Here is a 25,875-nt window from a genome sequence, read left to right as displayed (position 1 = left end):
ATTTATAATTTTTCTACATTGATTCCGGTCATATGACCATTTAAGTCATATGGCTTAAATTCATCGTCAACTTTATTTAATTCTAACGCTAAAGTTTCCTTCATAATATAATCTTTATGCTCTTGTATTGCAGAATCTACCTCTGCATCAGATTTATATGATATTTTAATATTATCCATCATTTCAAAATCTTTTTGTTTCCTAATTTGCTGAACCTTAGAAATTAGTTCTCTTGCAAGACCTTCAGAAATAAGCTCCGGCGTAATAGTTGTATCTAATATTGTAAAAATATTGTTTTCCATCGCCACTGCAAAACCTTTTTTAGCTAAGATATTAACGTCAACAAAATCTTTTGTTATATTAACATCTTCGCCATTAATATTAATCAATATTTCTCCGTCTTCTTCTAGTTTAGTTACAGCTTTAACAGGATCTAATTTTGCAAGAGCTCCGCCAAAAGCTTTAATTTTAGATCCTAAAATTGGTCCGGCAGTCTTAAAGTTAGGTTTTAGATTATAGTCCATATATTGATCTAATTTGCTTTCAAAAACTACTTTTTTTACATTTAATTCTTCAGTAATTAAATCTGTCATATCCCCAATTAAGCTTTCATATTTACCATCAACTAAAATTTCACTAAGAGGTTGTCTTACTTTAAGTCTCTGCTTTTCTCTTACGCCTCTTCCAAGTGCTACTAAATCACGAACTAAATCCATTCTTTTTTCAACATTTTTATCAATATAATCTTTATTAACCTTAGGATAATATGAAAGATGAACAGATTCTTCTCCTGTTAATTTTTTATATATTTCATCTGTGATAAATGGAGCAAACGGCGCTGAAAGCTGTGCAATTCCCACTAAAATTTCATACGTAGTGGAATATACAGATTTCTTATCTTCAGTCATCTCTTCGCCCCAGAAACGTCTTCTAGCTCTTCTAATATACCAATTTGAAAGGTCTTCCGTTACAAAATCCTGAATCCTCCTCACAGATTTCATATGATCATAATGATCCATTTCCTCTGTAACATCCAATACAAGTTGATTATATTTCGATAAAATCCATCTATCCAATTCAGGTCTTTTATTATAATCCACATCTAATTCTTTTGGATTAATTTCGTCCTGATTTGAATAAAGAACGAAGAAATTATATACATTTTTAAGTGTTCCGAAAAATTTACTTTGAATTTCAATCAAACCATCTTCATCGAACTTTGTAGGAGACCATGCAGGTGAAACATATAATAAATACCATCTGGTAGCATCTGCTCCATATTTGTCAAACAATTCAAATGGATCAACTGTATTACCTTTGCTCTTAGACATTTTCTTTCCTTCTTTATCTAAGATCAAATCATTTACAAGAACATTTCTGTAAGGAGCTTTCCCTTTAATAAAAGTTGATATAGCAAGTAAAGAGTAGAACCAACCTCTAGTCTGATCAATTCCCTCACATATAAAATCAGCAGGGAATAATTCTTCATCAAAATGTTCTTTATTTTCAAATGGATAATGCTGTTGTGCAAATGGCATTGCACCACTATCAAACCAACAATCCATTACTTCAGGAATACGGCTCATAGTCTTACCGCATTTTTCACATTTTAAATGAACATCATCTACATATGGTCTATGGAGTTCAATATTTTCGTCAATATCTTCAATAGCTTTTTCTACCAACTCTACTCTGCTTCCTATGGATTCCAAATGACCACATTCACATCTCCAAATATTTATCGGTGTTCCCCAATATCTGTTCCTTGAAATTGCCCAGTCATTTACATTTTCAAGCCAATTTCCAAATCTTTTCTCACCAATAAAATCAGGATACCAGTTTACCTCATTATTATTTGCAACAAGCTGATCTTTCAATTTAGTCATTTCTATATACCAGCTTGGCTTTGCATAATAAATTAAAGGTGTACCACACCTCCAACAATGTGGATAATTATGTGCTACTTTTTCCTTTGCATAAAGCTTATCTTCTGCTGCAAGATATTTTATAATTTCAACATCCAAGCCATCTTCCATAACAAATTTCCCTGACCACGGTGTATCAGTATATTTTCCCTGTTCATCTACAGGATTTACCACAGGAAGATTATATCTTCTTCCCGTCTGATAGTCATCTTCACCAAAAGCGGGAGCAGTATGAACTATACCCGTACCGTCTTCAGTAGTTACATAATCGGCACATGTAACAAAAAATGCTTTTTTATCTACTTTTATAAATGGCATTAACTGTTCATATTCAACATACTCTAAATCTTTTCCCTTCATTTCTGCAATAACAGTATAATCACCACCATCCGCTAAGACTTTTGGTGCAAGTGCTTTGGCAAGATAATAAATTGTTCCATTCTGCTCTACTTTTATATAGTCAATATCCGCACCCACTGTAAGAGCAACATTTGAAGCTAAAGTCCAAGGGGTAGTAGTCCATGCAAGAAAATATTCATCGGCATCTTTTCTCTTAAACTTTGCAGTAATAGTATTTGTTTTTACCTCTTTATATCCCTGTGCAACTTCGTGAGAAGCTAAACCAGTACCACATCTAGGGCAATAAGGCAAAATTTTATGACCTTCATATATCATATCTGCTTTAAAAAACTCTTTTAAAATCCACCAGCCTGTTTCAATATAATTATTGTCAAGGGTTATATATGGATTATCCAAATCTATAAGATAGCCCATTCTTTTTGTCATTTCTCTCCACATACCTTCATATGTGAATACTGACTCTTTACATTTTTGATTGAATTCTTTTATTCCATACTTTTCAATGTCCTGTTTCCCTGACATTTTAAGCATTTTTTCTACTTCAATTTCTACTGGCAAACCATGAGTATCCCATCCAGCTTTTCTTTTTACTTGAAAACCCTGCATAGTCTTATAACGACATACTGAATCTTTTAATGTTCTTGCTATTACATGATGTATTCCCGGTCTTCCATTAGCAGTTGGGGGTCCCTCATAAAATACAAATGAAGGACTTCCTTTCCTACTTGTTACACACTTATTAAGTAAGTCTTCCTTTTCCCACTGTTCTGCTTGTCCGTTCTGCATCTGAGCAATGGGTTTTTCCGATAAATTTTCAAACATATTTCATCTTCCCTTTTCTATCTATATATTAATTTTAACAATATCTCTAACCCTTTTATTTTAAACTCTTTTAGCTTATTATGTCAAGAAATAAATAGCTTTGTTGCAAATGCATATACAAGGGAAAAAATTCTTCTTTAACTTTAAATTTGTTTTATTAAATTAATCATTTCAATTGCAGATACAGCACAGTCATATCCTTTATTTCCTGCCTTAGTCCCTGCTCTCTCAATGGCTTGTTCAATATTTTCAGTAGTTAATACTCCAAACATAACCGGAAGCCCACATTTTAGAGAAACTTGCGCAATTCCCTTTGATACTTCACTGCAAACATAATCATAATGTGTAGTATTCCCCCTAATAACAGCACCTAAACAAATAACTGCATCATATTTCCCTGATTCGGCCATTTTCTCAGCCAAAAGAGGTATTTCAAAAGCCCCCGGAACCCATGCTAATTCAATATTATCATCTTCAACATTATGACGTTTTAAACCATCTAATGCTCCTCCAATCAGCTTTGATACTATAAATTCATTAAACCTTGCAGCAACAATCCCTATCTTTATATCTTTTGCTACTAAATTACCTTCATATACTTTCATTTTGTTAATCCCTTTCATTTTTTAATTTTATTAAATTTCTCATTAAACATAAATTATTATTTAGATATTTATTATTTATTCATAAGTATCTAATAGATGTCCCATTTTTACTTTTTTTGTATGCATATAAAAATCACAATCTTCTTTATGCCTTGTCTCTATTGGAACTCTTTCAACTATTTCAATTCCAAAGCGTTCCAATCCCGAAATTTTTTCAGGATTATTTGTTAATAATCTCAATTTATTTGCTCCCAAATCAACCAAAATTTCAGATCCAACGGTATAATCTCTTAAATCTGCCTTAAATCCTAATGCAATATTTGCCTCAACAGTATCCATTCCTTGATCTTGTAATGCATAAGCTTTTAACTTATTAATAAGTCCAATTCCTCTTCCTTCTTGACGAAGGTAAACTAAAATTCCTCTTCCTTCTTTTGCGATTGCTTTCATAGCTGCATCATATTGATCTCCGCAATCACATTTTTCTGATCCAAGGGCATCCCCTGTCAAGCATTCCGAATGAACTCTGACAAGTACTGGCTCACCATTTGAAATATCACCCATAACTAAAGCAATATGATGTTCTCCATTTTTCTTATTAATATATCCATAAATTTTGAAATCTCCGTACTTAGTCGGTAGATTAGCACAAACTACCCGCTCCATAATTGCCATATATATCATCTCCTATACTCGTATTTAGTTTTCTTTAAGATACAAAACCAAATCTTTAATAGTTACAAATGTAAGATTATGCTCTTTTGCAAACTCTATTAATTGTGGTGTACGCATCATAGTACCGTCATGATCCATAATTTCACAACAAAGACCAATTTCCTTTAATCCTGCTAATTTCATAAAGTCTATAGTAGCCTCAGTATGTCCGTTTCTCTCCAATACACCTTTTTCTTTTGCTTCCAATGGAAACATATGCCCAGGTCTTCTAAAATCCTCAGGTTTTACATCATCCTCTGTACATTTTATTGCAGTAACTGATCTTTCCAAAGCAGAAATTCCTGTAGTAGTATCAATATGATCTATAGAAACTGTAAAAGCTGTGGCATGATTATCAGTATTATTATCAACCATCTGAGGCAATCCTAATTTTCTTGTCATTTTAGAGCTCATAGGCATACAAATAAGTCCTTTTCCATGACATGCCATGAAGTTAACTGCTTCTTGTGTTGCAAATTCTCCTGCACAAATAAGATCTCCCTCATTCTCTCTGTCTGGATCATCTGTTACAATAATTATTTTTCCATTTTTTAAATCTTCTATAGCTTCCTTTATTGTGTTAAATTGAAACATTTTATTTTTTCTCCTCCTATTTTTAAATCATATTTTAAAATCCATGTTTACTTAAAAAATCCATACTTATATTACTTTCCTGCGAATTAAATCCATTAATATTTTTGCTAAAATTTGAAGTATTTTCATTATTGTTTTTTTCAATTGGACGAATTAATTTTTCTACATATTTACCAATAACATCACATTCTAAATTTACAATATCATTAACTTTTTTTCTTAATAAAGTAGTCTCTGAGCCTGTATGCGGAATAACTGAAACTCCGAAAGAGTCAGTATCTACATGAGCCACTGTCAAACTTATTCCGTCAATTGCAATAGATCCCTTTAATATAATGTATCTTAGTAAGTCTTTACTCGTTTTAATGTAAATCCATACTGCGTTATCTTCTCTATTCAATGATGTAATCATTCCTGTTCCATCGATATGACCTGACACAATATGACCACCAAAACGCCCATTAACTGACATGGCTCTTTCAAGATTTACTTCACTTCCCTGCTTTAAATTCCCTAGATTGCTTCTTCTCAAAGTTTCTGCCATAACATCTGCATTAAAGGAATTTCCTTGAAAATTTGTAACTGTCAGACAAACACCATTAACGCTTATGCTATCTCCCATACGCATGTCTTCAAATATTTTATTTCCAACAATAGTAAGTTTTGAAGATTGTCTGCCATTTTGAACTGCACCTACTTTCCCTACTTCTTCTACAATTCCTGTAAACAAGCATATCTCTCCTCTCGTTATTTTAAATCTTCTATTCTTTTACAATCTTATATTCCAGTAAAAAATCTTCTCCCAGCATTTTAATAATTGGTTTTTCTAATTTAAATCCCTCATAAGCAAAAGGAACTCCTTCTCCGCCTACTGGAGTTTTTGCCGCTTCACCTCCAAATATCTTAGGTGCAATATATACCTGAACTTTAGATACTATCCCACTTTGTAATGCACTGAAGTTTAATGTACTGCCTCCCTCCAATAGAATGCTGTCTATATTCATCTTTCCCAATTTCATCATTAATTCATTCAAATCTATTTGCCCTTTACTGTTTGCTTTTATCTCCAATACTTTAATACAATTTCTTTCAAGTTCTTTCTTTTTTTCATCCTTATTATAATCTTGATTATCGTCATCACAAATACAAACTACTATTGTAGAAATATTTTTAGCTGTTTTAACAATATTAGAATTTAATGGAATTCTTAAATTGCTGTCACATATAATACGAATAGGATCAGAAGGAGAATCTTTTAAACGGCAATTCAACATAGGATTATCCATAATTACTGTATTTATACCTACCATAATTGCTTTTAGTCTTTTTCTTGTATCATGTACATGTTGTCTTGAAACTTCACCTGTTATCCATTTTGAATGACCTGTGTATGTTGAAATTTTTCCATCTAATGTCATAGCATATTTCATAACAACATACGGTTTATTAGTTTTTATATAATGAAAAAATATTTCATTTTGCTTTATACATTCCTCCTCTAGTAAGCCATTTTCTACTGTAATTCCATTCTCTTTTAATATTTTAATCCCCTTGCCTCCTACTAATGGATTAGGGTCTACAGCACCTATAACTACTCTTCCTATAGAATTTTGTATTATGGCTTCCGTACAAGGTGGTGTTTTGCCATAATGGCAACAAGGCTCAAGAGTAACATAAATAGTTGCATCTTTTAAAAGTACATCCCAATTACTTTTATAACAATTCTTGCAATCAATAATGGCATTTCTCTCCGCATGCAGCCCTCCATATTCTTCATGCCATCCTTCACCTATTAAAACACCATCTTTTACAATTACTGCTCCCACCATTGGATTAGGATTAACTTTGCCTAGTCCTCTTTTTGCTAATTTAATTGCATGTTTCATCCATTTTTTATCATCTTGCAAAATTAACATCTCCTTTATTTAAAATAATACAAGACTAAAGTTTATCTTTTCACATATTGCTAAGTTTATAATCTGAATAGAAAAATAATATATCTTCTACCTAAATAAGAGACTTATAAGTTTCCATAAAAAAATGCCTCAAGAAAAAATCTCAAGGCATCTTTAATAGTATTTTGATATTTATTATTTAAATAAAAAAGCTGAAACACATTACGTATTTCAGAGCATTTAAATATTAAATAATATAAAATTATATTACTGCATCTTCTTTCATCCAGACTTTACTGTCGGCTTCGGAGTTACACCGAATCTGCCTTACGGCTCGCGGGCTATACCGCCGGTAGGGAATTTCACCCTGCCCTGAAGATTCAAATATTCACTTGTCAAAATAAAAATATCATAACACAATCAGTTTGTCAATAAAAAATTATAATTTCCATTATTTTTCATTCGTTATTTTTAAGTTATTAATAACTTCGTAAATCAAGCTCATATTATATCCTAAATTAAAAAGTCTTCTTCCTACTTTAGCTTTCATTTTTTCATCTAGTTCATAAATTTCATCATTCATATTATTTTTAATCAATTTTTCAGCTTGCTTTAATGCATTTTTAAATTCAAAATTTCTATCAATCAGTTCATCTAAATAAATTTGTGCCATGTCATATGATATTCCTTTTTCTTTAAGCTCACGCTTAATACGATTTCTCCCTCTGCCTTTTAAAATAGCATAGTTAATATAATTTTCACAATACCTTTTATCATCAATATATCCAAATTCATTCAGATAAATAAGAGTATTTTCAATATCATCATAAGCAAAATCTTTTTCTTTCAGATACTTACTTACTTCATATTCGCTTCTATCTCTATATGCTAAATATCTTAATGCAATATCTCTAATTTTTTCAGTCATACTCTTTAACCTTTTCTTTAAATTTTATATATGCTTTATCTTTTTATATATTATTTTTTTCACTTTTAATCTTAGAAGGTAAACTCACTCCAATAACACCTATAATAATTAATATAGTACATAAGATATGGTATAACATTAACGTCTCATGTAAAATTATCACTCCTGCAATAATTGAAATTGCTGTAGATAAGTTTCCAAATACTGTCGCTTTTACAGCTTCCATATTAGCCAGCATATAACCCATTAGCAGAGACGAAATTAATGTTGACGGTATTCCTAAATATACTGTAGCAAGTATAAATTTCATATTTGTAAGTGGCTGAAAATAATTTCCTAATGTTCCATTTTTTAATTCTATTACAATAGCAGCTACATTAAATACTATAAATCCAATTATCGCAATACAAACAGCAATTTCAGAAGTTGTATATTCTTCCCTCACATATCTCATAAAAACATTACTTATTGCCATACATAAACTGGCTATAAATAAAATTATAAGACCTATAAAATTAACATGAATATCTGTAGCACCGCAAACAAACATTGCTATTACTGCTGCTACGGAAAGACAAACAAAAATATTTTGCTTTATAGTTGTAGTTTCCTTTAAAACGATTCCTGCTATTATTTTTGCCATTATAGGAATCACTGCAAAAATAATTCCACTTTCGATTGAAGTTGCAAACAATAATCCTATTGTTTGAAGTATCATAAATGCAATATAAAACCCCGCTGTAATAAAAAGCTTTTTCTTTGGTTTTTCTGTGATATTAATTTTAATTAAGCCGAATAATAATAGTATTAAAGCACCAATTACAGCAAAATTAAATCTATGTACTAATACTTCAATAGGAGTTGCAATGGATATGCAAGTCTTTACACCTATAAAAGAAAAACCTACAATAAATGAAAAAATTACAGAATATATATAAATTTTTATTTTATCCTTCTTCTCAGTTACATTTATGCTTTGATTCATTATTTCACCTTCCACTTATTACTCAAATAGATTAATTATATCTTTTACTTGTTTTTTTTCTTTAGTACAATATACTGCCTTAATTCCATGAGTTAAATCTATTTTATTAATATAAATGCCTTTAACTTTTTCAGCATATTTGCCACTCTCAATAACTTCAAAAGTATTTAAACCTTCTGAGAATCCTGTTCCTTTTTGTTTTATATAGGCTTCTTTTCTAGTCCATATTTCAAGAAATGCATCACTGCCATATTTTTTTACAAATTCATATTCATTCCTTGTAAAAAATCTCTTTGCTATGGCTTCATAATTTCTAGTTTTCATCAAAATATCATTACTTTTACAATTTATATTATTGACAACTTCAATATCAATTCCTACTTCAATTTCACCAATTATACATGCCCAATAATTCCCTGAATGACTTATGGAAAAAGATATAGGTTTTAAAGATTCACTACCATATTGCTTTAAATTAGAAAAATAAGGTTTTCCATGTAAACCTTTTTCTATTTTAATATTATTTATATATTCTTGTCTATAGCCAAATTGTTTTCTTTTAATATAATCTTTTAATGCTTCTTTTAAAAACATATGACTATTTTTTTGATTACTAACTTTAATTTTGCTGTTTTTATCCCTTTCTCTATTATAATAATAAATATACATACATTACCTTTCTATTATATTATTAATAAAAGCTTACATAAAATAAATGAAACACTATTATTATACTAGTGTTTCATTTATTTTTACAGTAATAGTTTAAATTTTATTTTATTCTTCCTGCCCTTACTGAATTCAGCACTGCCATAATTGCAACTCCAACGTCAGCAAATACTGCTTCCCACATTGTGGCAATTCCAAAAGCTCCTAGTATTAAAACGATAAGCTTTACTCCCAACGCTAAAATTATATTTTGCCAAACTATTTTTCTAGTTTTTCTTGCAATCTTAATTGCAGTTATAATTTTGGTAGGCTCATCATTCATAATTACCAAATCCGCCGCTTCAATGGCAGCATCAGATCCTACTCCTCCCATGGCAGCCCCAACATCTGCTCTTGCTAAAACAGGAGCATCATTTATCCCATCACCTACAAAAATAATTTTACCCTTACTATTGTCTTTCGTGCTATAAATATGCTCTAGCGTTTCAACTTTTTCATCAGGAAGCAATTCTGCATATATTTTATCTATCCCTAAATCATTTCCAATTTTATTGCCTATCTTCTTGCTGTCACCGGTAAGCATAATCGTTTGTTTTATACCTAACTTTTTTAAACCTTGTATTACATTCTTACTATCCTCTTTAGCTTCATCTGCAATAATTATTACTCCTGCAAAATATCCATCAACTGCAATATATACTATAGAACCTATATCATCCGCCTGCTCAAATTTCACTTTTTCTCTAGACATAAGTTTACTATTTCCGGCTAAAATTACTTTGCCGTCATAATTTACTTTAATGCCAAGGCCTGCATGTTCTTCAATATTTGAAATTTTATTTTCATCAATAACATGCTTTCCCCAATTATTAAAATTCCCTTGGCAATACATATTTTTAATGGAAACCGCAATAGGATGATTTGAATGATTTTCTGCATAAGCACCAAATTCTAAGACTTGTTCCTGTGTGAATCCATTTGCATTTTTTATACTTATTACTTTAAATATACCATCTGTAAGAGTACCAGTTTTATCAAATATAACAGTATCTACTGCATTTATAGCCTCAAGATAATTACCGCCTTTAATTAAAATACCCATCGAAGATGCAGCTCCGATCCCTCCGAAAAATCCTAACGGAATAGAGATAACTAAAGCACATGGGCACGATACAACTAAAAATACAAGGGCTCTGTAAAGCCAATCAGAAAATTCTCCCATACCTACTATTGGTGGAATTATAGCTAAAGCAATTGCTACAAAAACTACAAAAGGAGTATAATATCTAGCAAACTTGGTAATAAAATTTTCAGTTTTTGCTTTTTTATTACTGGCATTCTCAACTAATTCTAATATCTTAGACGCCGTTGACTCTTTAAACTTTTTTTCAACTTTTAAATATATTAAACCTTGACCATTTATAGAACCTGATAATAATTCTGAGCCAACTGTTACATCTTGGGGTAGTGATTCTCCTGTTAGAGCCTTAGTATCAATTGTAGAATTTCCTTCAATGATTTGTCCATCAAGAGGAATCTTTTCTCCTGCCTTAATTACAATAACATCTCCCACATTTATAGATTCTGCGTTAACTTCTACTATTCCATCTTCTGTTTTTAAATTAGCCGTATCAGGTCTTATATCCATTAATTCTGAAATAGATCTTTTCGAATGCGAGATTGCTTTCCCTTGAACGTATTCTCCAATTCTATAAAAAAGCATTACTGCCACAGCTTCAGGATATTCTCCAATTAAAAAAGCACCTATACTTGCAACAGTCATAAGAAAATTTTCATCAAATATTTGACCTTTAAGAATATTTCTAAAAGACGTTCTTAAAATTTCTTTTCCAATTAAAATATATGCTAGAAAAAATATTATTAACTTTATCCATAAATAACTCTCATTTATAAATATAGAAACTAATATTCCTATTATAAAAAGCACTATTCCTATTATAAAACTTTTTGATTTTAGGTTTTCACTTTCATGATTGTGATCATGACTATGACCACAACTGCAACTGCAACTGCTGCTGCAAATGTCATGATTATGATCATGATTATGTTCTTCACCACAACAATTTATACCTTTTGAATCTTCTTTAATTGCACAACTCAAGCTAGAATTATACTTTTTATTTTTGTCTAACATACAACACCTCTTTTCTCATTTTTTTATACTATAAATTACTTTGTATGACTTATATGTTCCAAACCTAAGTTAAAAATTCCTCTTACATGATCATCATCTAAGGAATAGTATACTACTTTACCTTTCTTAATATATTTTACCAATCTAATATTTCGTAATACTCTTAGCTGATGAGATATGGCTGATTGGGATAGATTAAGAAGTGCCGCTATATCACATACACACATGTCTTCTTCTGATAAAGCATATAATATTTTTAATCTTGTCTGATCTGCAAAGCTCTTATAAAGTTCAGATAATAAATACATATCTTCTTGTTCTGGCATCTTATTTTTTACTTTTTCAACAACATCATCATGAATTATTGTACAGTCACATAGTGGTGCATCTTTTAATTTATCTGTCATATTAATTCCTCCTTGCGCAAACATATGAATAATTGTTCATATGTTAATATTAAATTACTAATCAAAAATTGTCAATAAAATAACGTTATATTATTTTAATTAAATTATAAATTTGTATTTTTATTTAATTGATATTTATTGTATTTCATAAAAATACTTATTAAAAAAGCTTATATAATATCTTAATTAAGATATTATATAAGCTTTACTTTTTAAACATTTATTATTATGGTTCTAAATATTTTTGAACATATTCCACATCGGAAGGACAATCAATATATTTAGTTCCTCTCTTTTGCCTTGTCTCTCGTCCCTTACCTGTAATAAGAACAATTGTATTTTCATCAGCTCCAGAAATGGCTTGTTTTATTGCTTCTTCTCTGTCAACAATAATATCACATTTGCAATTTTGTTTTAAAACATGCTTTGCAATCTCTTCACATATCTTCAATACCGGTTCTTCTCCTGCATCTTCTTCAGTAATATACACTCTGTCTGAATATTTCCCTGCTACTTCTCCCAATTCTTGCCTTCTTCCAAAAGCCTTTTTCCCGGGGCATCCAAATACAATAATAATTTTTTTATTAGGATATTCTTTTTTAGTTGATCTGAATAAAGTCTCAAAGCTCATCTTATTATGGGCATAATCAACAATAACTTGCAGGTTTCTGGATTTACTCGAATAAACTTCCATTCTTCCGCTAACTCTCGCCTTTTTTAAGCCCGAAGCTATATACTCTAAAGGAATATCTAAGCAATAAGATATAGCTATGGCAGCTAACGCATTCTGAACATTAAATAATCCCGGCATAGTTAGTTTAAACTCTCTATCGAAACTATCTGTCCTAACTTTAAAGGAAATTATCTTGCCTTCCTTAACAATATCATATCCATAAACATCTGCTTGATCTGTTAGACCAAAAGTAACTACTTTCTTGCAATTTTTAGAAGCTGCTATTACTTCTTCACTTCTGTCAGAGTTTAAATTTATACATGCCATTTCACATTGATTAAACAGAATCAATTTTGATTGAAAATAATCTTCAACATCACTATGTTCAACATCACTTATATGATCTTCTCCTATATTTAAAAAACAGGCTACATCAAAATTTATACCTAAAGTTCTGTCATACTTCAATGCTTGACTAGATACTTCCATTGTTAAATATTCTATACCACTTTTTGCTGCGTTATAAAAATGTTTGTGAAGTTCCATAGCTTCAGGTGTAGTTAGATGAGATTCTTCATTAATAACGCCATCATAATTATCAATACCTGATAAAATTGCACTTACAGGCTTTTTATGTCCTCTTAAATAATCGTCCAATATAAATTTCATAAAGTATGAAGTAGTAGATTTACCTTTTGTCCCCGTAATTCCGATTAGATTAATATTTTCCCAAGACTTATTATAAAAATAGTCTGCTAAAATGGCCATAGCTTTTCGTATATCATTTACTAGAATATAACAAATATTTTTATCTAATTCGGATTCCAGATCTTCCAAATCATACATTTTGTCACTTAAATAACAAGTAGCCCCTTTTTCAATAGCGCTCTTTAAATATTCTATTGAAAAATGTACACCTTTACATACAAATAAAGTATTATTTTTTATATCATTGGAATTAAATGATATATATTCAACTTTACTATTACAATTTTCAGAATTAATATTAGTATTACTTACTAAATTATTTTCTGTTAATATTTTTAAATATTCATCTAAATCGTGCACCTTTTCTACCATTTTTCTTCTCCTTTTATCTTTTGGTAATTTTAATTTTCCTATCACATGATTCTATGGATTTCTCTGCCAAAACAGCCATAGCATCTATGTAATATTCAGGCAAGTTATACTTTTCTTTAAAACAAGACAGTTCTGTACATCCTAATATTGCTCCTTGACATCCATTATTTAATAATTCTTCTTCTATTTTTTTAAAATCATTAAAATCTATTTCCCCTCCATTTTTTATACCATCATAGATTATTTTCATAACTAGTTTTTGATTGTCTTTTGATGGAATTATCGGTGTAATACCAAATTTCTTACATTCATTCTGATAGAGTTTCATACTGATAGTTCCATCAGTAGCAAGAATCCCTATTTTTATGTCTTTAAGGTCATGAAAGGATGCTATTTTGTTCATAGTTTCACGAATCATATGAATAATTTTTATGTTTATGTTTTGCTGAAGTTTGTCCACTAATAAATGAGATGTATTACATGGAATGGCAATACTGTTTGCACCGTTTCTTTCTAAGGCTTTAGCATCTTCTAAAAGAAGCGCGAAGAGTTCATCAACTTTACCCTGTTTTATAGCCTTTGTTCTATCTGGTAGAGTAGCATGACTAAAGATAATTATATCTAAATGATCTTGATCACAATGTGCTTCCGTTTTTTCTATAATCATTTTATAAAACAATTGAGTAGCAAGGGGACCCATACCACCAATTACTCCTAGAACCTTATTCTTTCCATCTTTATTCATCCAATTCTCCTATTTTTATTTTTTATTATTTTAAATATTTTTTAAATTTATAATAATGTCCTAATTGTGACCTAATTAACCTTAATATGCGTTTAAATTTACAATCAGCTTTATTATAAAGAGGATTTACATATTTACCTTGATTAATTAAATCTCTCATTTCTTTTTTGTAATTTTGAGGTTTAATATATTTAAAAGCTACACCCTTTGGAACAACCAACCATAAAAATTTATTTTTTACAATATTTAAATCCATTTGTATATCATTTATATAATCATCAACTACATACTTTGCAATATTTTGCCCAGCTCCGGTAACATAATAATTACTTCTTCCCTGCCTTGTATTTATTTCAAATACTTTAAATTTTCCGTCTCTTTGATCATATTTTATATCAAAGTTTGAAAATCCAATATAATGCATTTCTTCTAATAAACCTTTATATTGAGCTTCAACCTCATCATTATGTTCAGTAATTATAACTGCATGGTTACCAATACCATGCGGTGTATGTTCTTCTAAAAGTACATGACCAAGACACATCATTTTTACGTTTCCATGCTTGTCCGAATAATTAGTTAGAACCCTCATATAAGTGTCATCACCGGGAATAAAATTTTGAATAATATTAGAATCATTATAACCCGAATCATAAATATTATCTAGTACTTGATTGACTTCTTCTCTTGAGTCAACTTTATAAACTTTTTTTTGAGTTGGAAAAGTATGTTTCCAATATTCTATTCCATTAGAAGGTTTAATTATAAATGGCCCTTCAAAAGGAAGATTGTAATCATGTCCCATCTCTTTTTTGTGTACAAATGTATCCGGATAATCTACTCCATTTTTTTCACACATAGCATAAAATTTTTCTTTATGAATTAGATCATTCATCATATCTACATTTATATAAGGGGCAATTATATTCTCTGGTAAGTTGTCCTTATTTGAACTAATAAGCTGTACATAACTGTCACCACATCCAAGTAAAATTACTTTTTTATTTTTATTTTTTAATGCAAATTCTTCAACTAACTGCAAAAAAGTTTCTTGCTCATCTGCTTTAGGATTTGCATTATAATTCATTATTTCACTTTCATGACAAGGCCAAGTACTATATTTGCCATATACAAAAGGCTTTATCTTATACTCATCATAAAATGCTCTTGAAACACTATAAACATTTATGTCACCTGCAAACAATAGTGGTACGAAATTTTGACTCATGGTCAGTCTCCTTTATTTATTTTACATAATATTTATAGTATAATCTCTTTTTTATTTATTATCAATGTGAATATATAAAAATAGAAATATAAAAAAATATCAATGACTAAACTAAAAATATAGGGACATTAAAAATGTCCCTATAAATATTAACGAATCTTTTTTGTAAGCTCAATTCTTAATTCTTCTATTTTTTTAAAATCCATATTAGGAATATAAAATTCTTCCAAGGAATCATGCTCTTTTTTAGCAAGTTTCAAACAATCTATAGCTTTATCTAATAACTCATTCATACGGCTTTGGCTGTCTTCTAAGATTTGCCATTGCCCTGTAATCTTTGATTCTTTAACTGCACTAGTTAAATCAATTGATACAATTTCACTTTCCAGATCACTTTTATCAACTGGATGGAATCTATTGGATGTTACAAATGCAATACCTAACTCCGGAACAAGTAAATGTTCTAGTTTTGTTGCAGGTTTCATCGGACAATAGTATCCCTCCACATTAAATCCTCTATAAAGAGCACTTTCTGCAAATAAATCCAACATTTTTTCTGCGCTGACTCCAACTATAGAATTGATTACATAGATTCTTTTATATCCATTTAATAAGGTACCTAAGTAATTTTCAAATCCGCTTGGTGTAATTGCACTTGCAAAATATTTTTTTAAATCTCCTAACTCAGGACTGAGCTCTTTATGTGCTAATTCAAGTCCTATTATTCTTGCAAATTTCTTATATAATTCTTCTTTTTTTATTGCTCCTTCATAAATACTTCTTACGTTATCATACATATTCCCTGCTGCGGCTAAGTAATTATACGCTCTTGAAAAAATTTCTTTTATTCTTTCATTGTTACTGATTAATTCATCACGATTTTTACGTATACCTTCTTCATTCCAAAAATCCCCCAGATGTATAATAGAATCAACTGCACCTGGATTAATTGGATCTACCACATGTGTAATGTGCCGTAACTATTAATAATTAATAGTTCCAATTTATATTAATTATTTGCTCTCCTGTTTCCTTATTTTTTTCTCCTACAGTAATAGAATCAATAAATTCATTTATAAGTCTTGGTGTCAAACTATCGATATATTTATACTTTTTAAGCTTATTTACATCATCATTAATTTGACTTTCTATTTTACTTTTTACATCATACATTATTAATTCTCTTCTTTTTTCCAGTATATTAATTTGATTTCTGAAACTTTCACTTAAATCATTAAACTGTTTTAAAGAAATATTTTCATTTACTCTATCAATATAAAGAGTCTCTATTATCTTCTTTTTATTAAGCAATTCTCGTTCTACATCATTTATTTTAATTTGTAAATTTTTTATTGAATTCTGATTCTTAGATTTAATACCTCCTAAACTTTCTTCTATTAGTTTTTCATTTACATCTTTAAGATAATTTTTCATTCTTTCCAAAATTATATCTTCAAGCTTATCTAGCCTTATATAATGTCCTTTACAAAGGGAATTTTTCTTTTCTGACATGCTACATCTTAAATATTTATATGAAAAAGTTTTTCCATCTTTACTGTGTGGAGTAATACGAGATAAAGTACTTCCACAATCAGCACATTTAACTTTTCCAGAAAGTACATGAGGCTTACCGCTTCCGTTTGATCTTCTACGGTTACTAATCATTAGCTGAACAGTTTTAAAAATATCTTCAGATATAATGGCATCATGAGTATTTTTCACAATAAACCATTTATCTTTGGGCATTGAAATCTGTTTTTTTGATTTATAGCTAACTTTTTTATTAATTCCTTGAACCATATTACCAATATACATTTGATTTTTTAAAATTCTTTTTATTGTAGTACGATTCCATAATCCCATATCATTTTTTGCATTACCGTTTTTCCATTTTATTCCGTTCAAATTTTTATATTTTGTAGGATTAGGAATACCTTCTTCATTAAAAATTTTTGCAATTTTACTTGAACCATAACCTTCTATATATAAATCAAATATGCGTTTTACAATTAAAGCAGCCTCTTCATCTACAATTAGCCGTCCTTTATTCAATGGATCTTTTACAAAACCGTATGAAGCCATTGAGCCAATAAATTGCCCATCTTTTCTTTTTTTGTCAAATACAACTCTAATATTCTCGGAAAGATCCTCACAATACCATTCATTAACGAGTCCATTAATCTGTCTTTGCTTTTTATTTCCTTTATTATCTGTATCTGCATAATCAGTATAGCCTATAAATCTTATCCCCCAAATTGGAAACAATTTATGAAGATATTTTTCCACAACTTCCATATCTCTTGTAAATCTAGACTGGCTTTTACAAAGAATTATTTCAAATTTTTTTGTCTCAGCATCATTTATCATTTTATTCCAATCAGGTCTGAGTGCATCTAATCCAGACCAATCATCATCTGAGTAAATCTTATAAATATCCCATTCATTTTCTAAAGCATAGTTTGTTAGTAATTTTTTTTGATTTTTAATGCTTTCTGAATCGTAAGTGCCTTCTTTATTTTTATCTTCATCTGAGAGTCTGCAATAAATGGCCACTTTTTTCACATTAACCTACACCTCCCAAAAATGATAACTGACTGTATGATAAAATATAACAATCATAAGTAAGTATTCTTATCAGCGCAAAAATTTGCCTCATTGTTTAGAAAATTATCGCTCCTCATTATTTCTGCTAATTTCTGTGATATTTTTATATTCCTTTCGTCTTTATCTTTAAATTTATAAGTTTCTTTAACTACATATATAGTTTTCATAAAAACACCCCCTTAGAAAATCCATTATCACATTTTATTTAAATAATGCTTGTCATATACTTTTCTTTTTAAATAGTGCTTGTCATACTTTCTTGATTGCAAAATATTTTACTTATTATACATAAAAAAAGTTAACACTTTACTCAGGCGTTAATCTTTTCTTAGTTACCATATATTATCTTTTTGTTTAAGAATAAATTATTTAAATAAATCATTTAATATTTTATAAGAAATCCTATACATTTTCCTTGATTTCATTAAATTCTAGTTATTTATTAGATGCTACCTTATATTATCCTCACCTTCTATTTACCACAAATAATATTAAGAGTATACTTAAAAGGTACTTTTTCTAATTTATGCATAATATTCATATGGACTTCACTTTCCTGTTAGAATTATTTTACTAAAAAGTTCATACTTACATTCTAATTAAATTGTATTATAATAAAAGCAGTAAATAAAATATATATTACTTAGTATATTAAATTTTTCAATCTAAAAATGAGGTGTTTTTATGGGTATTTCTGAAATTATTAACTCTCTTGCTATGATATTTATAATGATTATTCCAGGGATATTATTATCTAAGAAAGATATTATAAATGAAAATCAATCTAAAGGAATTTCTACAATTGTTGTAAATATAACTTGGCCATGTCTTGTAATAAGCGGAATGCAGATTCCCTTTTCAAAAGAAACACTTATAAGCTGTGGGTATATATTCATAATCATGATAGTTGCCTTTGCCCTTGCTTTTGCTTTAAGCTATGTTAGTGTAAAGCTTATAAAACTTAAGATTGAAAAAGCATATCTCTTTACTTTTATGCTTGTATTTGCAAATACAGGGTTTATAGGGATACCTGTTATTAATGCTATTTACGGAAAAAAAGCTGTATTTTATGCCTCTATGGTTGAAATGGCAAATGATATTTTCATATTTACCATAGGCATAATACTAATACAACTTTCTGCTGGAGAAAAAGCAAAAATAAATTTAAAAGAATTAATATCCCCTGGAATATTTGGAATTATTATAGGTTTTTGCCTATTTTTATTTAATTATAAATTACCAGGTTTTTTAGGTGAATCAGTAAATATGATTGGCTCTGCTACAACACCACTTACCATGCTTGTAATTGGGCTTCAGCTTGGTCAAATTAACATCAAAGAACTTCTTGGTGATTTAAATTTATACCTGCTTTCATTTTTAAAACTTATAATTATTCCAGGAGTCGTTTTTCTATTAATGCGTTTTGCTTTAAATGATATTTCATTACTTGCAAAAGTAATAATTATAGAATTTGCTATGCCTGTAGCTACATGTACTTCTATTTTTTCACAGCAGTATAATAGCGATGTACCTTTTGCAACTAAAGGAATCTTACTTTCAACAGTATTCTCCATTATTACCATTCCAATCTTTGCAATACTACTCGAATTAAATTAATCTTTATACGACATTACACCAAAATCATAGATTTTATATATGTTATTACTTTTTCCTACAATAAAACTTCTGCTATATGTTCCATTTCCCCATTGAGGACCTTTTTCGATGGCTTCTTCTGAATAAGTTTGTGTGAAATTAACATTAACTATTTTATAATCATTTAGTTTATATTTTTCAACACACTCTTGCCACTCATTATAGTGATCGTATTCTTCTTTTGTCAAAGTTGAAATATTATGTATAATATATGATTTAGGAAACTCTTCGTTTTCGAATTGTTTTTTTTCATTTTCTATTGAAAATGAATATTCTTCTGTATCTGCTATTATTTCTGCTTTTTTATCGAATTCACCTGTTATAGTATATAAAAAATCTTTTGCAATAGTTTCCTCCGCCAAATTTTCTGGTATATCTTCTAATACAAAATTACGATCATCCGTTTTAACTGTAGTTTCTCCTTTATATTTGTATGTTTCTTCTGTTAAATTATTAGAACATGCTATTAAAGCAAAAGTAAAAATACTTAGTATAACAAAAATAATTAATTTTTTCATTTAATACACCTCTCACTAATATAAATAATTTTAATAATGCAATTTCTTAAATTATCTATTATAAAAAGTATTCTTTAAACAACATTTTTAATTTATCATTTTTGATATAATTATTACCTTCTTCATGTCTGACTTTGCAGAGAATTTCTCCTGTTTTACTATCTTCACAAGTAATTGTTACTTTTAATTCCATATTATTAGGATCAAAATCCGTTTCATTTATCCAAAAAGTAGTATAAAACCCCTCTTCATTTTTATTCCTTAAGAAATTACCATCAGTTGACATTAAGGAATAATCATTAATATTCTTTACTAATTTAATTGATTTTACTTCAGGAGTTTCTTCAAAATTTATGGGCTTTAATAGTATTTGTGCATTTAATAAAAACACTTTGTCCAATAAATGATTTTGGTTGTAAATAAATTCAACAGGAATTTTCACGAACCAATTATTCCCATATCCGGTCAAAACTGCTTTCTTTTTATTAAAGACTTTATCATTAAGTTCCTGTCTTAATTTTATCATTTCCTGAATACTTAAATCAAATCTTTCATTATCTTCTTCACTCATACTGCTATCTGACCATGAATCAAGATCAGGATACCATAAACAAACATAAATATTTTTCCCCACAATATTACTAGGGTAAATATTTTTTTTAAAATCATCGCTGCAACCAGGATATTCATAAAATATGGCATCTTTGGCTAATATGCTTGTTTCACTATACCCATCATATTCATAAAATATATAATAAGCTCCTGTTTGGCTGCTTAAATACGGTTGAGGTTTTTTACCATAAACCTTACATAATGATAAATCTATTGGAAAATTATTATCTTTAGATAAATTCATTCCATTATTATTCAAAATTTTAACTACCTTTTCAGTATTTAATATTTCTGTCTTATTCATGTCTGCCATAATTATTTTCTCGTTTGATTGACATCCGCTAAATGTAAATAGCATAGAAACAAATAATAAAAATACAACTACTCGCAATTTCCCCTTTTTCATAATTATTTTCCTTTCTTAAATTAAAACTTAAACTTCACAATATATTTAACATTTTAATTACCATTAATAAAATCATTGTTAATTATTACTTTAAAAGGATATATTAATTTTTATCTTCAACACAAATTTCCATAATATATCCTTTATTCTTTATTGGATAACAACCATAAATTCTATCTTTATTAACATTGGATATACAAATATATTCAGGTATATAAACTAAATATCCGTTATACTCTTCCGGAATAATAATTGGATTATATAAAGTCATACTGCATTTATCTCTTTTATTCCAATCGCTGTCATAATTTCTGATTTTTCTTTGTAGCTTGGTAGTTTCCTTTACTATATTTTCCGGGAAATACTCATTAATTGTAATTTTTATCGGATCTTTAAAGCTCACACTCCCATACCCTTTATAATCAGGTGAAATTTTATAATAAGAAAAAAATGAATTCTGAATTTCAGTTGTTCTCTCAGGAGTAGGAATATTTAGTTTTCCTTCATATGCTTTAAATTCAATTATATTTTCAGAAACATACTCTGCTTCATCTAAATCAAATTCTTCTCCTTTTGTATTCCAAATATGAGTTATAAATTCTTTACCATTATTTAAAATATAAGCTTCACCCATATCATCATTTATAGTTTCTTTTTTTAAAGAATAAATAAAGTCAAACGAATCTTCGGAATATGTATTTATTGTTATTAAACCATAACCTATTATTAAGATGAGTATAAAAGATATAGTTATTATAATATTAGTTTTAATTATTTTTTTTATTGACATTAACTCTCTCCCTTTATCCATATCAGATTATCATCGTTACCATCGGTAAAATATATCTTATCTATTTTACTAAAATCTTCGTCTTCTATTTTTACCGAAAAATTCATCCCCCCATCAGAAAATCGTGAAGCTAGAACATACCTAAGCTTGATGTATAAACTATTTCCATCTATATAGTAATCAAAACCCTTATAGGCATCTGCACTTCCTCCTGAATCGCCTTTAATAGTAACCAGATTATCACTAACTGTAATATTTTCCACATATAACCCATCACTGATTATATCTCCTATAAAAAAAATTTTTATAAAAAATGATACAATTATTGAAAAAATAACTATTAATATTACAATGACAATTACTTTTATTATTTTTATTATTTTCAATTATCTTACCTCACAATTAATGTCTTCTGCGTATTTTATATTAATTAATACTTAAATATTTTATTTCTAAAAGGTTTTAATTATTTGCAATGATTTCAATGATTGCAACAGCTGAAACACATAATATAATAAATCCTCTCAAAGATTGAAATAGCCATATAGATTGGCCTACAAAGTATGAAAATATGATATAATTATTAATATTGATGCTGCACTATTTCAAGGAATTAATTAATTGTTATATCCATATCTGTAATATAGATAATACATTTGTCTCAAAATATTGAAAGGACATAAAAGAATGTTTTATATAAGTATTTTATTTGCAAATATTTTTTTTATAAATTTAGTAAGTATAATGGTTAAAATTCATAAATTGAAAGATGACTTATCTCCGATAGATGTTTTATATTTTAACGTTTTTATAGGAATTGTGTCCCTTTCCTTATTCTTATATTTTTTCGTTATATTTTTCATTTAAAATATATTAAATACATTTAATTTTATTTTTCCTATCACTTATAAATCATAAATTAAAGACCTTCTTTCTACCCTTATCATATATAAACGTATTAGTCAATACTTAAAAGCAAAAAATGATATATATAAGCATAAAATGACAAAAATATAGGCAAATTATGTTACTTACTTCTTTGTCTTATAAAAAATATTATAATATATCCATTTTACTGCAAACATTAACAACAATAAAATTTATATTAATTTAATAATTAGTTTTATTAAACATCTCAAAATTCATTTTCAAAATAAATTTTCTCATAAAAAAAACACTGAAAATCATAGATTAAGTGTTTTAAATGGATAAATTATTAAATTAGCAGTTATGCTACTACCACATGAGGGCTGGTTCCATCAACCATAGCAATTTTTTTATCTCTTAATACAATACCATCTAATGAATTATTATCTGAAGAGCAATGCATAAAATCAATATTATATCCGTCCTCCAAAAGTTCTTCAGCAATTTTTTTCATAAAAGTAGATTTTCCTACTCCAGGCCCACCTTTAATGCATATAATTTTATCTGCCTCTCTTTGGCTTAAAATATAGTTGTAATAAGAAAAAAACCCTTCAGGAGTGTTATTTCCTGGATACATATGGCGAGCTTTCCCCTTTAATTCCATATTCATCTCCCCTTTTCTGGTTCATTCATCTATAATATGCAGATACATTTTGAATAGTGTCAAAACTTATTAAAAATAGTACAGCACGCAAAAAATTTTCTATAAATTAATAATTCTCATTAATTTAATAAAAATAAATTCACATTTATTATATTTATAAATATAATAATATGAATCAAATTAGTTTAATATATTATACTCAAAAGGAGTGAATTTAATGTTTTATAAAATAAAACAAAATTCAGAACAACAATCGCAGCCTAGCAATAATAATGAATTTTACACATTGCTTCAAGAATATTTAAATGGAAACCCCAAAACTGGATATCTCGTTTTCCAGATAACCCAAGATTCACCGCTTCAAGGTACTGTTCCTATTGCTAATGCAAAAATAACTGTAAGTAAAATGATAGGGAATAATTATTTTGTATCAAGGGTTGTCACTACCAATGAGGACGGAAAAACAATTGCAATACCTCTACCAACTGTCGATGCTGATCTTTCCCTAAATCCCGAAAACATAAAACCTTATGCAACATACAGCGCCATAATAGAAACAGAAGGTTTTTTATCAACAGGTGCATTTGATATACCTATCTTTGAAAATATTACATCTATTCAACCCATTACGTTAATACCTAATCCAAGTGGAGATAGAATTTTTGCTAATCAACCCAAATTATTCTAATGAAAGGAGTTAAATAATATGGTAGTAATAAGTAGACCAAACGTTCCCCTTATACCAGAAATGATTACTGTGCATCTTGGAGAACCTGATGATGATGCAGAAAATATAACCGTACCTTTCCCAGACTACATTAAAAACGTTGTATCCATTGAAATATACCCTACCTGGCCTGAAAGTGCCATTGAAGCAAATATTTATTCTATAATTACATTCACATTATATAAACTATTTAATAACGAATATCGTAATAACGGTTATAAATTTGATATTACCAACTCAGCACTTGATCAGCCTTTCCAACCTGAAAGAGAAATTCCCGCTAATATTTCATTTATTGTAGATTTAATTTTCACTAGCTATCTTATAAGACGAGGAGAACAAACTCCAGCATATACACCTTACTGTAATGACATTGATATTGTAACAGATATTCCAGTTGATGCAAATTTTGAGCCTTATCCTTTATATCCCTTAAAATTAGGTGCCTTTGGACAGGATGTTTATACACTTCAAAAAGAGTTAAATCGTATAGGAAAAAACTATCCTACAATTCCTAAAATAGATGATGATGATATTGGAATTTTTGGAGTACAGACAGATACGGCTGTAAAAGAATTTCAAAGAATATTTAATCTTATTCAAGATGGAGTTGTTGGTTCTGCCACATGGTATAAAATAAAGTATGTTTATAACAGTGTAAAAGGGTTGAGTGAAAGTATAGGTTTACCGGAGCAAGAAATCGAAAGTAAAATTTCTTGGAAAGAAGGAGATTCCGGAATTTGGATTAAAGTATTACAGTATTATTTACATGTAATAGGATGCTATTACCCTGATATTCCTATTATAGATATTACCGGATATTTTGGCCCTGATACTACGGAAGCTGTAAAAGCACTCCAAAGAAAATATAATATAAAAGAAGATGGCATAGTAGGTATACAAACATGGTACCATCTGGACAAAGATTATAAATCTATAATTAATAATATACCGGAAGGATGCTTAGAAAGTAAAACTTTATACCCCGGATATATACTATCTCTGGGAATGGCAGATCAAAATGTAACATTAATGCAGACATATTTACAAAAAATCTCAGAATTTTATCCAAACATTCCAACAGTAGAAATAACAGGTGTTTATGATGATCAAACGGAAGCTGCTGTAAAAGTAATCCAAGAAGAGTATTTAAATCTTAAAGATTATGAACGTTTAATCGGTCCTAATACTTGGAATCAAATAGCATTACTCTATGAAAATCTACCAATACAAGAATCTAAATAAA

At 28.8% G+C, this 25,875-nt stretch carries 23 protein-coding genes, 1 pseudogene and 1 riboswitch; of the genes and pseudogenes, 3 read left to right on the top strand and 21 right to left on the bottom strand.

Going from position 1 to position 25,875, the window contains the following annotated elements; genetic code table 11:
* Window positions 1-2: 2 nt before the first annotated feature.
* From ileS to K292_RS18415, 16 genes and pseudogenes are all read right to left on the bottom strand, one after another.
* Entirely contained in the window at window positions 3-3,107 is a 3,105-nt protein-coding gene (ileS, locus tag K292_RS0100480; RefSeq protein WP_037372083.1) for an isoleucine--tRNA ligase, read from the bottom strand.
* Window positions 3,108-3,250: 143 nt separating this feature from the next.
* Window positions 3,251-3,712 (bottom strand): 6,7-dimethyl-8-ribityllumazine synthase, encoded by a 462-nt coding sequence (ribH, locus tag K292_RS0100475; RefSeq protein ID WP_027398188.1) that lies wholly within the window; start codon window positions 3,710-3,712, stop codon window positions 3,251-3,253.
* 75 nt (window positions 3,713-3,787) lie between these two features.
* A pseudogene (locus tag K292_RS19435) lies at window positions 3,788-5,020 on the bottom strand (bifunctional 3,4-dihydroxy-2-butanone-4-phosphate synthase/GTP cyclohydrolase II).
* Window positions 5,021-5,054: 34 nt separating this feature from the next.
* Entirely contained in the window at window positions 5,055-5,750 is a 696-nt protein-coding gene (ribE, locus tag K292_RS0100460) for a riboflavin synthase (RefSeq protein ID WP_027398185.1), read from the bottom strand.
* 31 nt (window positions 5,751-5,781) lie between these two features.
* Complete coding sequence (gene ribD, locus K292_RS0100455; protein WP_027398184.1) at window positions 5,782-6,936, bottom strand: bifunctional diaminohydroxyphosphoribosylaminopyrimidine deaminase/5-amino-6-(5-phosphoribosylamino)uracil reductase RibD; 1,155 nt, start codon at window positions 6,934-6,936, stop codon at window positions 5,782-5,784.
* Between the two features lie 249 nt (window positions 6,937-7,185).
* Window positions 7,186-7,299: riboswitch (FMN riboswitch) on the bottom strand.
* A 67-nt stretch (window positions 7,300-7,366) separates the two neighbouring features.
* Window positions 7,367-7,843, bottom strand: coding sequence for a regulatory protein RecX (locus K292_RS0100450; protein ID WP_027398183.1), 477 nt, complete (start codon window positions 7,841-7,843; stop codon window positions 7,367-7,369).
* A 43-nt stretch (window positions 7,844-7,886) separates the two neighbouring features.
* Window positions 7,887-8,828, bottom strand: coding sequence for a DMT family transporter (locus K292_RS0100445; RefSeq protein WP_051280085.1), 942 nt, complete (start codon window positions 8,826-8,828; stop codon window positions 7,887-7,889).
* A gap of 18 nt (window positions 8,829-8,846) precedes the next feature.
* Complete coding sequence (locus tag K292_RS17580; RefSeq protein WP_051280083.1) at window positions 8,847-9,497, bottom strand: 4'-phosphopantetheinyl transferase family protein; 651 nt, start codon at window positions 9,495-9,497, stop codon at window positions 8,847-8,849.
* A 103-nt stretch (window positions 9,498-9,600) separates the two neighbouring features.
* Complete coding sequence (locus K292_RS15435; RefSeq protein ID WP_051280081.1) at window positions 9,601-11,652, bottom strand: heavy metal translocating P-type ATPase; 2,052 nt, start codon at window positions 11,650-11,652, stop codon at window positions 9,601-9,603.
* Window positions 11,653-11,687: 35 nt separating this feature from the next.
* Complete coding sequence (locus K292_RS0100430) at window positions 11,688-12,059, bottom strand: ArsR/SmtB family transcription factor (protein WP_027398181.1); 372 nt, start codon at window positions 12,057-12,059, stop codon at window positions 11,688-11,690.
* A gap of 226 nt (window positions 12,060-12,285) precedes the next feature.
* On the bottom strand, window positions 12,286-13,812 hold the full coding sequence (locus K292_RS0100425) for a Mur ligase family protein (protein ID WP_027398180.1): 1,527 nt from the start codon (window positions 13,810-13,812) through the stop codon (window positions 12,286-12,288).
* A gap of 13 nt (window positions 13,813-13,825) precedes the next feature.
* Entirely contained in the window at window positions 13,826-14,557 is a 732-nt protein-coding gene (gene cuyB, locus K292_RS0100420; protein ID WP_027398179.1) for a cysteate racemase, read from the bottom strand.
* A 25-nt stretch (window positions 14,558-14,582) separates the two neighbouring features.
* Window positions 14,583-15,785, bottom strand: coding sequence for a carboxylate--amine ligase (locus K292_RS0100415; RefSeq protein ID WP_027398178.1), 1,203 nt, complete (start codon window positions 15,783-15,785; stop codon window positions 14,583-14,585).
* Between the two features lie 149 nt (window positions 15,786-15,934).
* On the bottom strand, window positions 15,935-16,747 hold the full coding sequence (locus K292_RS0100410; RefSeq protein WP_027398177.1) for a hypothetical protein: 813 nt from the start codon (window positions 16,745-16,747) through the stop codon (window positions 15,935-15,937).
* A gap of 28 nt (window positions 16,748-16,775) precedes the next feature.
* A complete protein-coding gene (locus K292_RS0100405) occupies window positions 16,776-18,347 on the bottom strand; it encodes a recombinase family protein (RefSeq protein WP_027398176.1) in 1,572 nt (523 codons plus the stop codon).
* A 53-nt stretch (window positions 18,348-18,400) separates the two neighbouring features.
* Entirely contained in the window at window positions 18,401-18,556 is a 156-nt protein-coding gene (locus tag K292_RS18415) for a hypothetical protein (RefSeq protein WP_156900429.1), read from the bottom strand.
* Between the two features lie 517 nt (window positions 18,557-19,073).
* Here K292_RS18415 and K292_RS0100395 point away from each other — a divergent pair.
* Complete coding sequence (locus K292_RS0100395; RefSeq protein WP_027398175.1) at window positions 19,074-20,006, top strand: AEC family transporter; 933 nt, start codon at window positions 19,074-19,076, stop codon at window positions 20,004-20,006.
* Here the strand turns inward: K292_RS0100395 and K292_RS17575 are convergent.
* The 5 genes from K292_RS17575 to K292_RS0100370 all read right to left on the bottom strand — a co-directional run bounded on the left by K292_RS17575 (window position 20,003) and on the right by K292_RS0100370 (window position 23,902).
* Window positions 20,003-20,563 (bottom strand): hypothetical protein, encoded by a 561-nt coding sequence (locus tag K292_RS17575; protein WP_051280079.1) that lies wholly within the window; start codon window positions 20,561-20,563, stop codon window positions 20,003-20,005. The genes K292_RS0100395 and K292_RS17575 overlap by 4 nt on opposite strands.
* Window positions 20,564-20,621: 58 nt before the next feature.
* The gene (locus K292_RS0100385; RefSeq protein ID WP_027398174.1) at window positions 20,622-21,581 is read right to left on the bottom strand and encodes a hypothetical protein; all 960 of its coding nucleotides are present in this window, start codon (window positions 21,579-21,581) and stop codon (window positions 20,622-20,624) included.
* Between the two features lie 103 nt (window positions 21,582-21,684).
* Window positions 21,685-22,371 (bottom strand): hypothetical protein, encoded by a 687-nt coding sequence (locus tag K292_RS0100380; RefSeq protein ID WP_027398173.1) that lies wholly within the window; start codon window positions 22,369-22,371, stop codon window positions 21,685-21,687.
* Window positions 22,371-22,757, bottom strand: coding sequence for a hypothetical protein (locus tag K292_RS0100375; RefSeq protein ID WP_027398172.1), 387 nt, complete (start codon window positions 22,755-22,757; stop codon window positions 22,371-22,373). Before K292_RS0100375 ends, K292_RS0100380 begins: the two co-directional genes overlap by 1 nt.
* Window positions 22,758-23,599: 842 nt before the next feature.
* Entirely contained in the window at window positions 23,600-23,902 is a 303-nt protein-coding gene (locus K292_RS0100370; RefSeq protein WP_027398171.1) for an nSTAND3 domain-containing NTPase, read from the bottom strand.
* A gap of 217 nt (window positions 23,903-24,119) precedes the next feature.
* On the opposite strand from K292_RS0100370, the gene K292_RS0100365 reads away from it, so the two are divergent.
* Both K292_RS0100365 and K292_RS0100360 read left to right on the top strand, forming a co-directional pair.
* Window positions 24,120-24,590, top strand: coding sequence for a hypothetical protein (locus K292_RS0100365; RefSeq protein ID WP_027398170.1), 471 nt, complete (start codon window positions 24,120-24,122; stop codon window positions 24,588-24,590).
* 18 nt (window positions 24,591-24,608) lie between these two features.
* Complete coding sequence (locus tag K292_RS0100360; RefSeq protein WP_051280077.1) at window positions 24,609-25,874, top strand: peptidoglycan-binding protein; 1,266 nt, start codon at window positions 24,609-24,611, stop codon at window positions 25,872-25,874.
* The last annotated feature ends 1 nt before the right edge of the window (window position 25,875 follow it).

Origin of the sequence: Anaerovorax odorimutans DSM 5092 (genome assembly GCF_000426305.1) — a bacterium.
GTDB lineage: Bacteria > Bacillota > Clostridia > Peptostreptococcales > Anaerovoracaceae > Anaerovorax > Anaerovorax odorimutans.
Note: the sequence above shows the minus strand (reverse complement) of the source record. Positions and strands in the feature narration are given on the sequence as shown.

Coding starts and splice junctions, on each gene's coding strand:
- ileS (WP_037372083.1), bottom strand. CDS start 3,107: ATGTTTGAAAATTTATCGGAAAAACCCATTGCTCAGATGCAGAACGGA.
- ribH (WP_027398188.1), bottom strand. CDS start 3,712: ATGAAAGTATATGAAGGTAATTTAGTAGCAAAAGATATAAAGATAGGG.
- ribD (WP_027398184.1), bottom strand. CDS start 6,936: ATGTTAATTTTGCAAGATGATAAAAAATGGATGAAACATGCAATTAAA.
- K292_RS0100450 (WP_027398183.1), bottom strand. CDS start 7,843: ATGACTGAAAAAATTAGAGATATTGCATTAAGATATTTAGCATATAGA.
- K292_RS0100445 (WP_051280085.1), bottom strand. CDS start 8,828: ATGAATCAAAGCATAAATGTAACTGAGAAGAAGGATAAAATAAAAATT.
- K292_RS17580 (WP_051280083.1), bottom strand. CDS start 9,497: ATGTATATTTATTATTATAATAGAGAAAGGGATAAAAACAGCAAAATT.
- K292_RS15435 (WP_051280081.1), bottom strand. CDS start 11,652: ATGTTAGACAAAAATAAAAAGTATAATTCTAGCTTGAGTTGTGCAATT.
- K292_RS0100430 (WP_027398181.1), bottom strand. CDS start 12,059: ATGACAGATAAATTAAAAGATGCACCACTATGTGACTGTACAATAATT.
- K292_RS0100425 (WP_027398180.1), bottom strand. CDS start 13,812: ATGGTAGAAAAGGTGCACGATTTAGATGAATATTTAAAAATATTAACA.
- cuyB (WP_027398179.1), bottom strand. CDS start 14,557: ATGAATAAAGATGGAAAGAATAAGGTTCTAGGAGTAATTGGTGGTATG.
- K292_RS0100415 (WP_027398178.1), bottom strand. CDS start 15,785: ATGAGTCAAAATTTCGTACCACTATTGTTTGCAGGTGACATAAATGTT.
- K292_RS18415 (WP_156900429.1), bottom strand. CDS start 18,556: ATGAAAACTATATATGTAGTTAAAGAAACTTATAAATTTAAAGATAAA.
- K292_RS0100395 (WP_027398175.1), top strand. CDS start 19,074: ATGGGTATTTCTGAAATTATTAACTCTCTTGCTATGATATTTATAATG.
- K292_RS17575 (WP_051280079.1), bottom strand. CDS start 20,563: ATGAAAAAATTAATTATTTTTGTTATACTAAGTATTTTTACTTTTGCT.
- K292_RS0100385 (WP_027398174.1), bottom strand. CDS start 21,581: ATGAAAAAGGGGAAATTGCGAGTAGTTGTATTTTTATTATTTGTTTCT.
- K292_RS0100380 (WP_027398173.1), bottom strand. CDS start 22,371: ATGTCAATAAAAAAAATAATTAAAACTAATATTATAATAACTATATCT.
- K292_RS0100370 (WP_027398171.1), bottom strand. CDS start 23,902: ATGGAATTAAAGGGGAAAGCTCGCCATATGTATCCAGGAAATAACACT.
- K292_RS0100365 (WP_027398170.1), top strand. CDS start 24,120: ATGTTTTATAAAATAAAACAAAATTCAGAACAACAATCGCAGCCTAGC.
- K292_RS0100360 (WP_051280077.1), top strand. CDS start 24,609: ATGGTAGTAATAAGTAGACCAAACGTTCCCCTTATACCAGAAATGATT.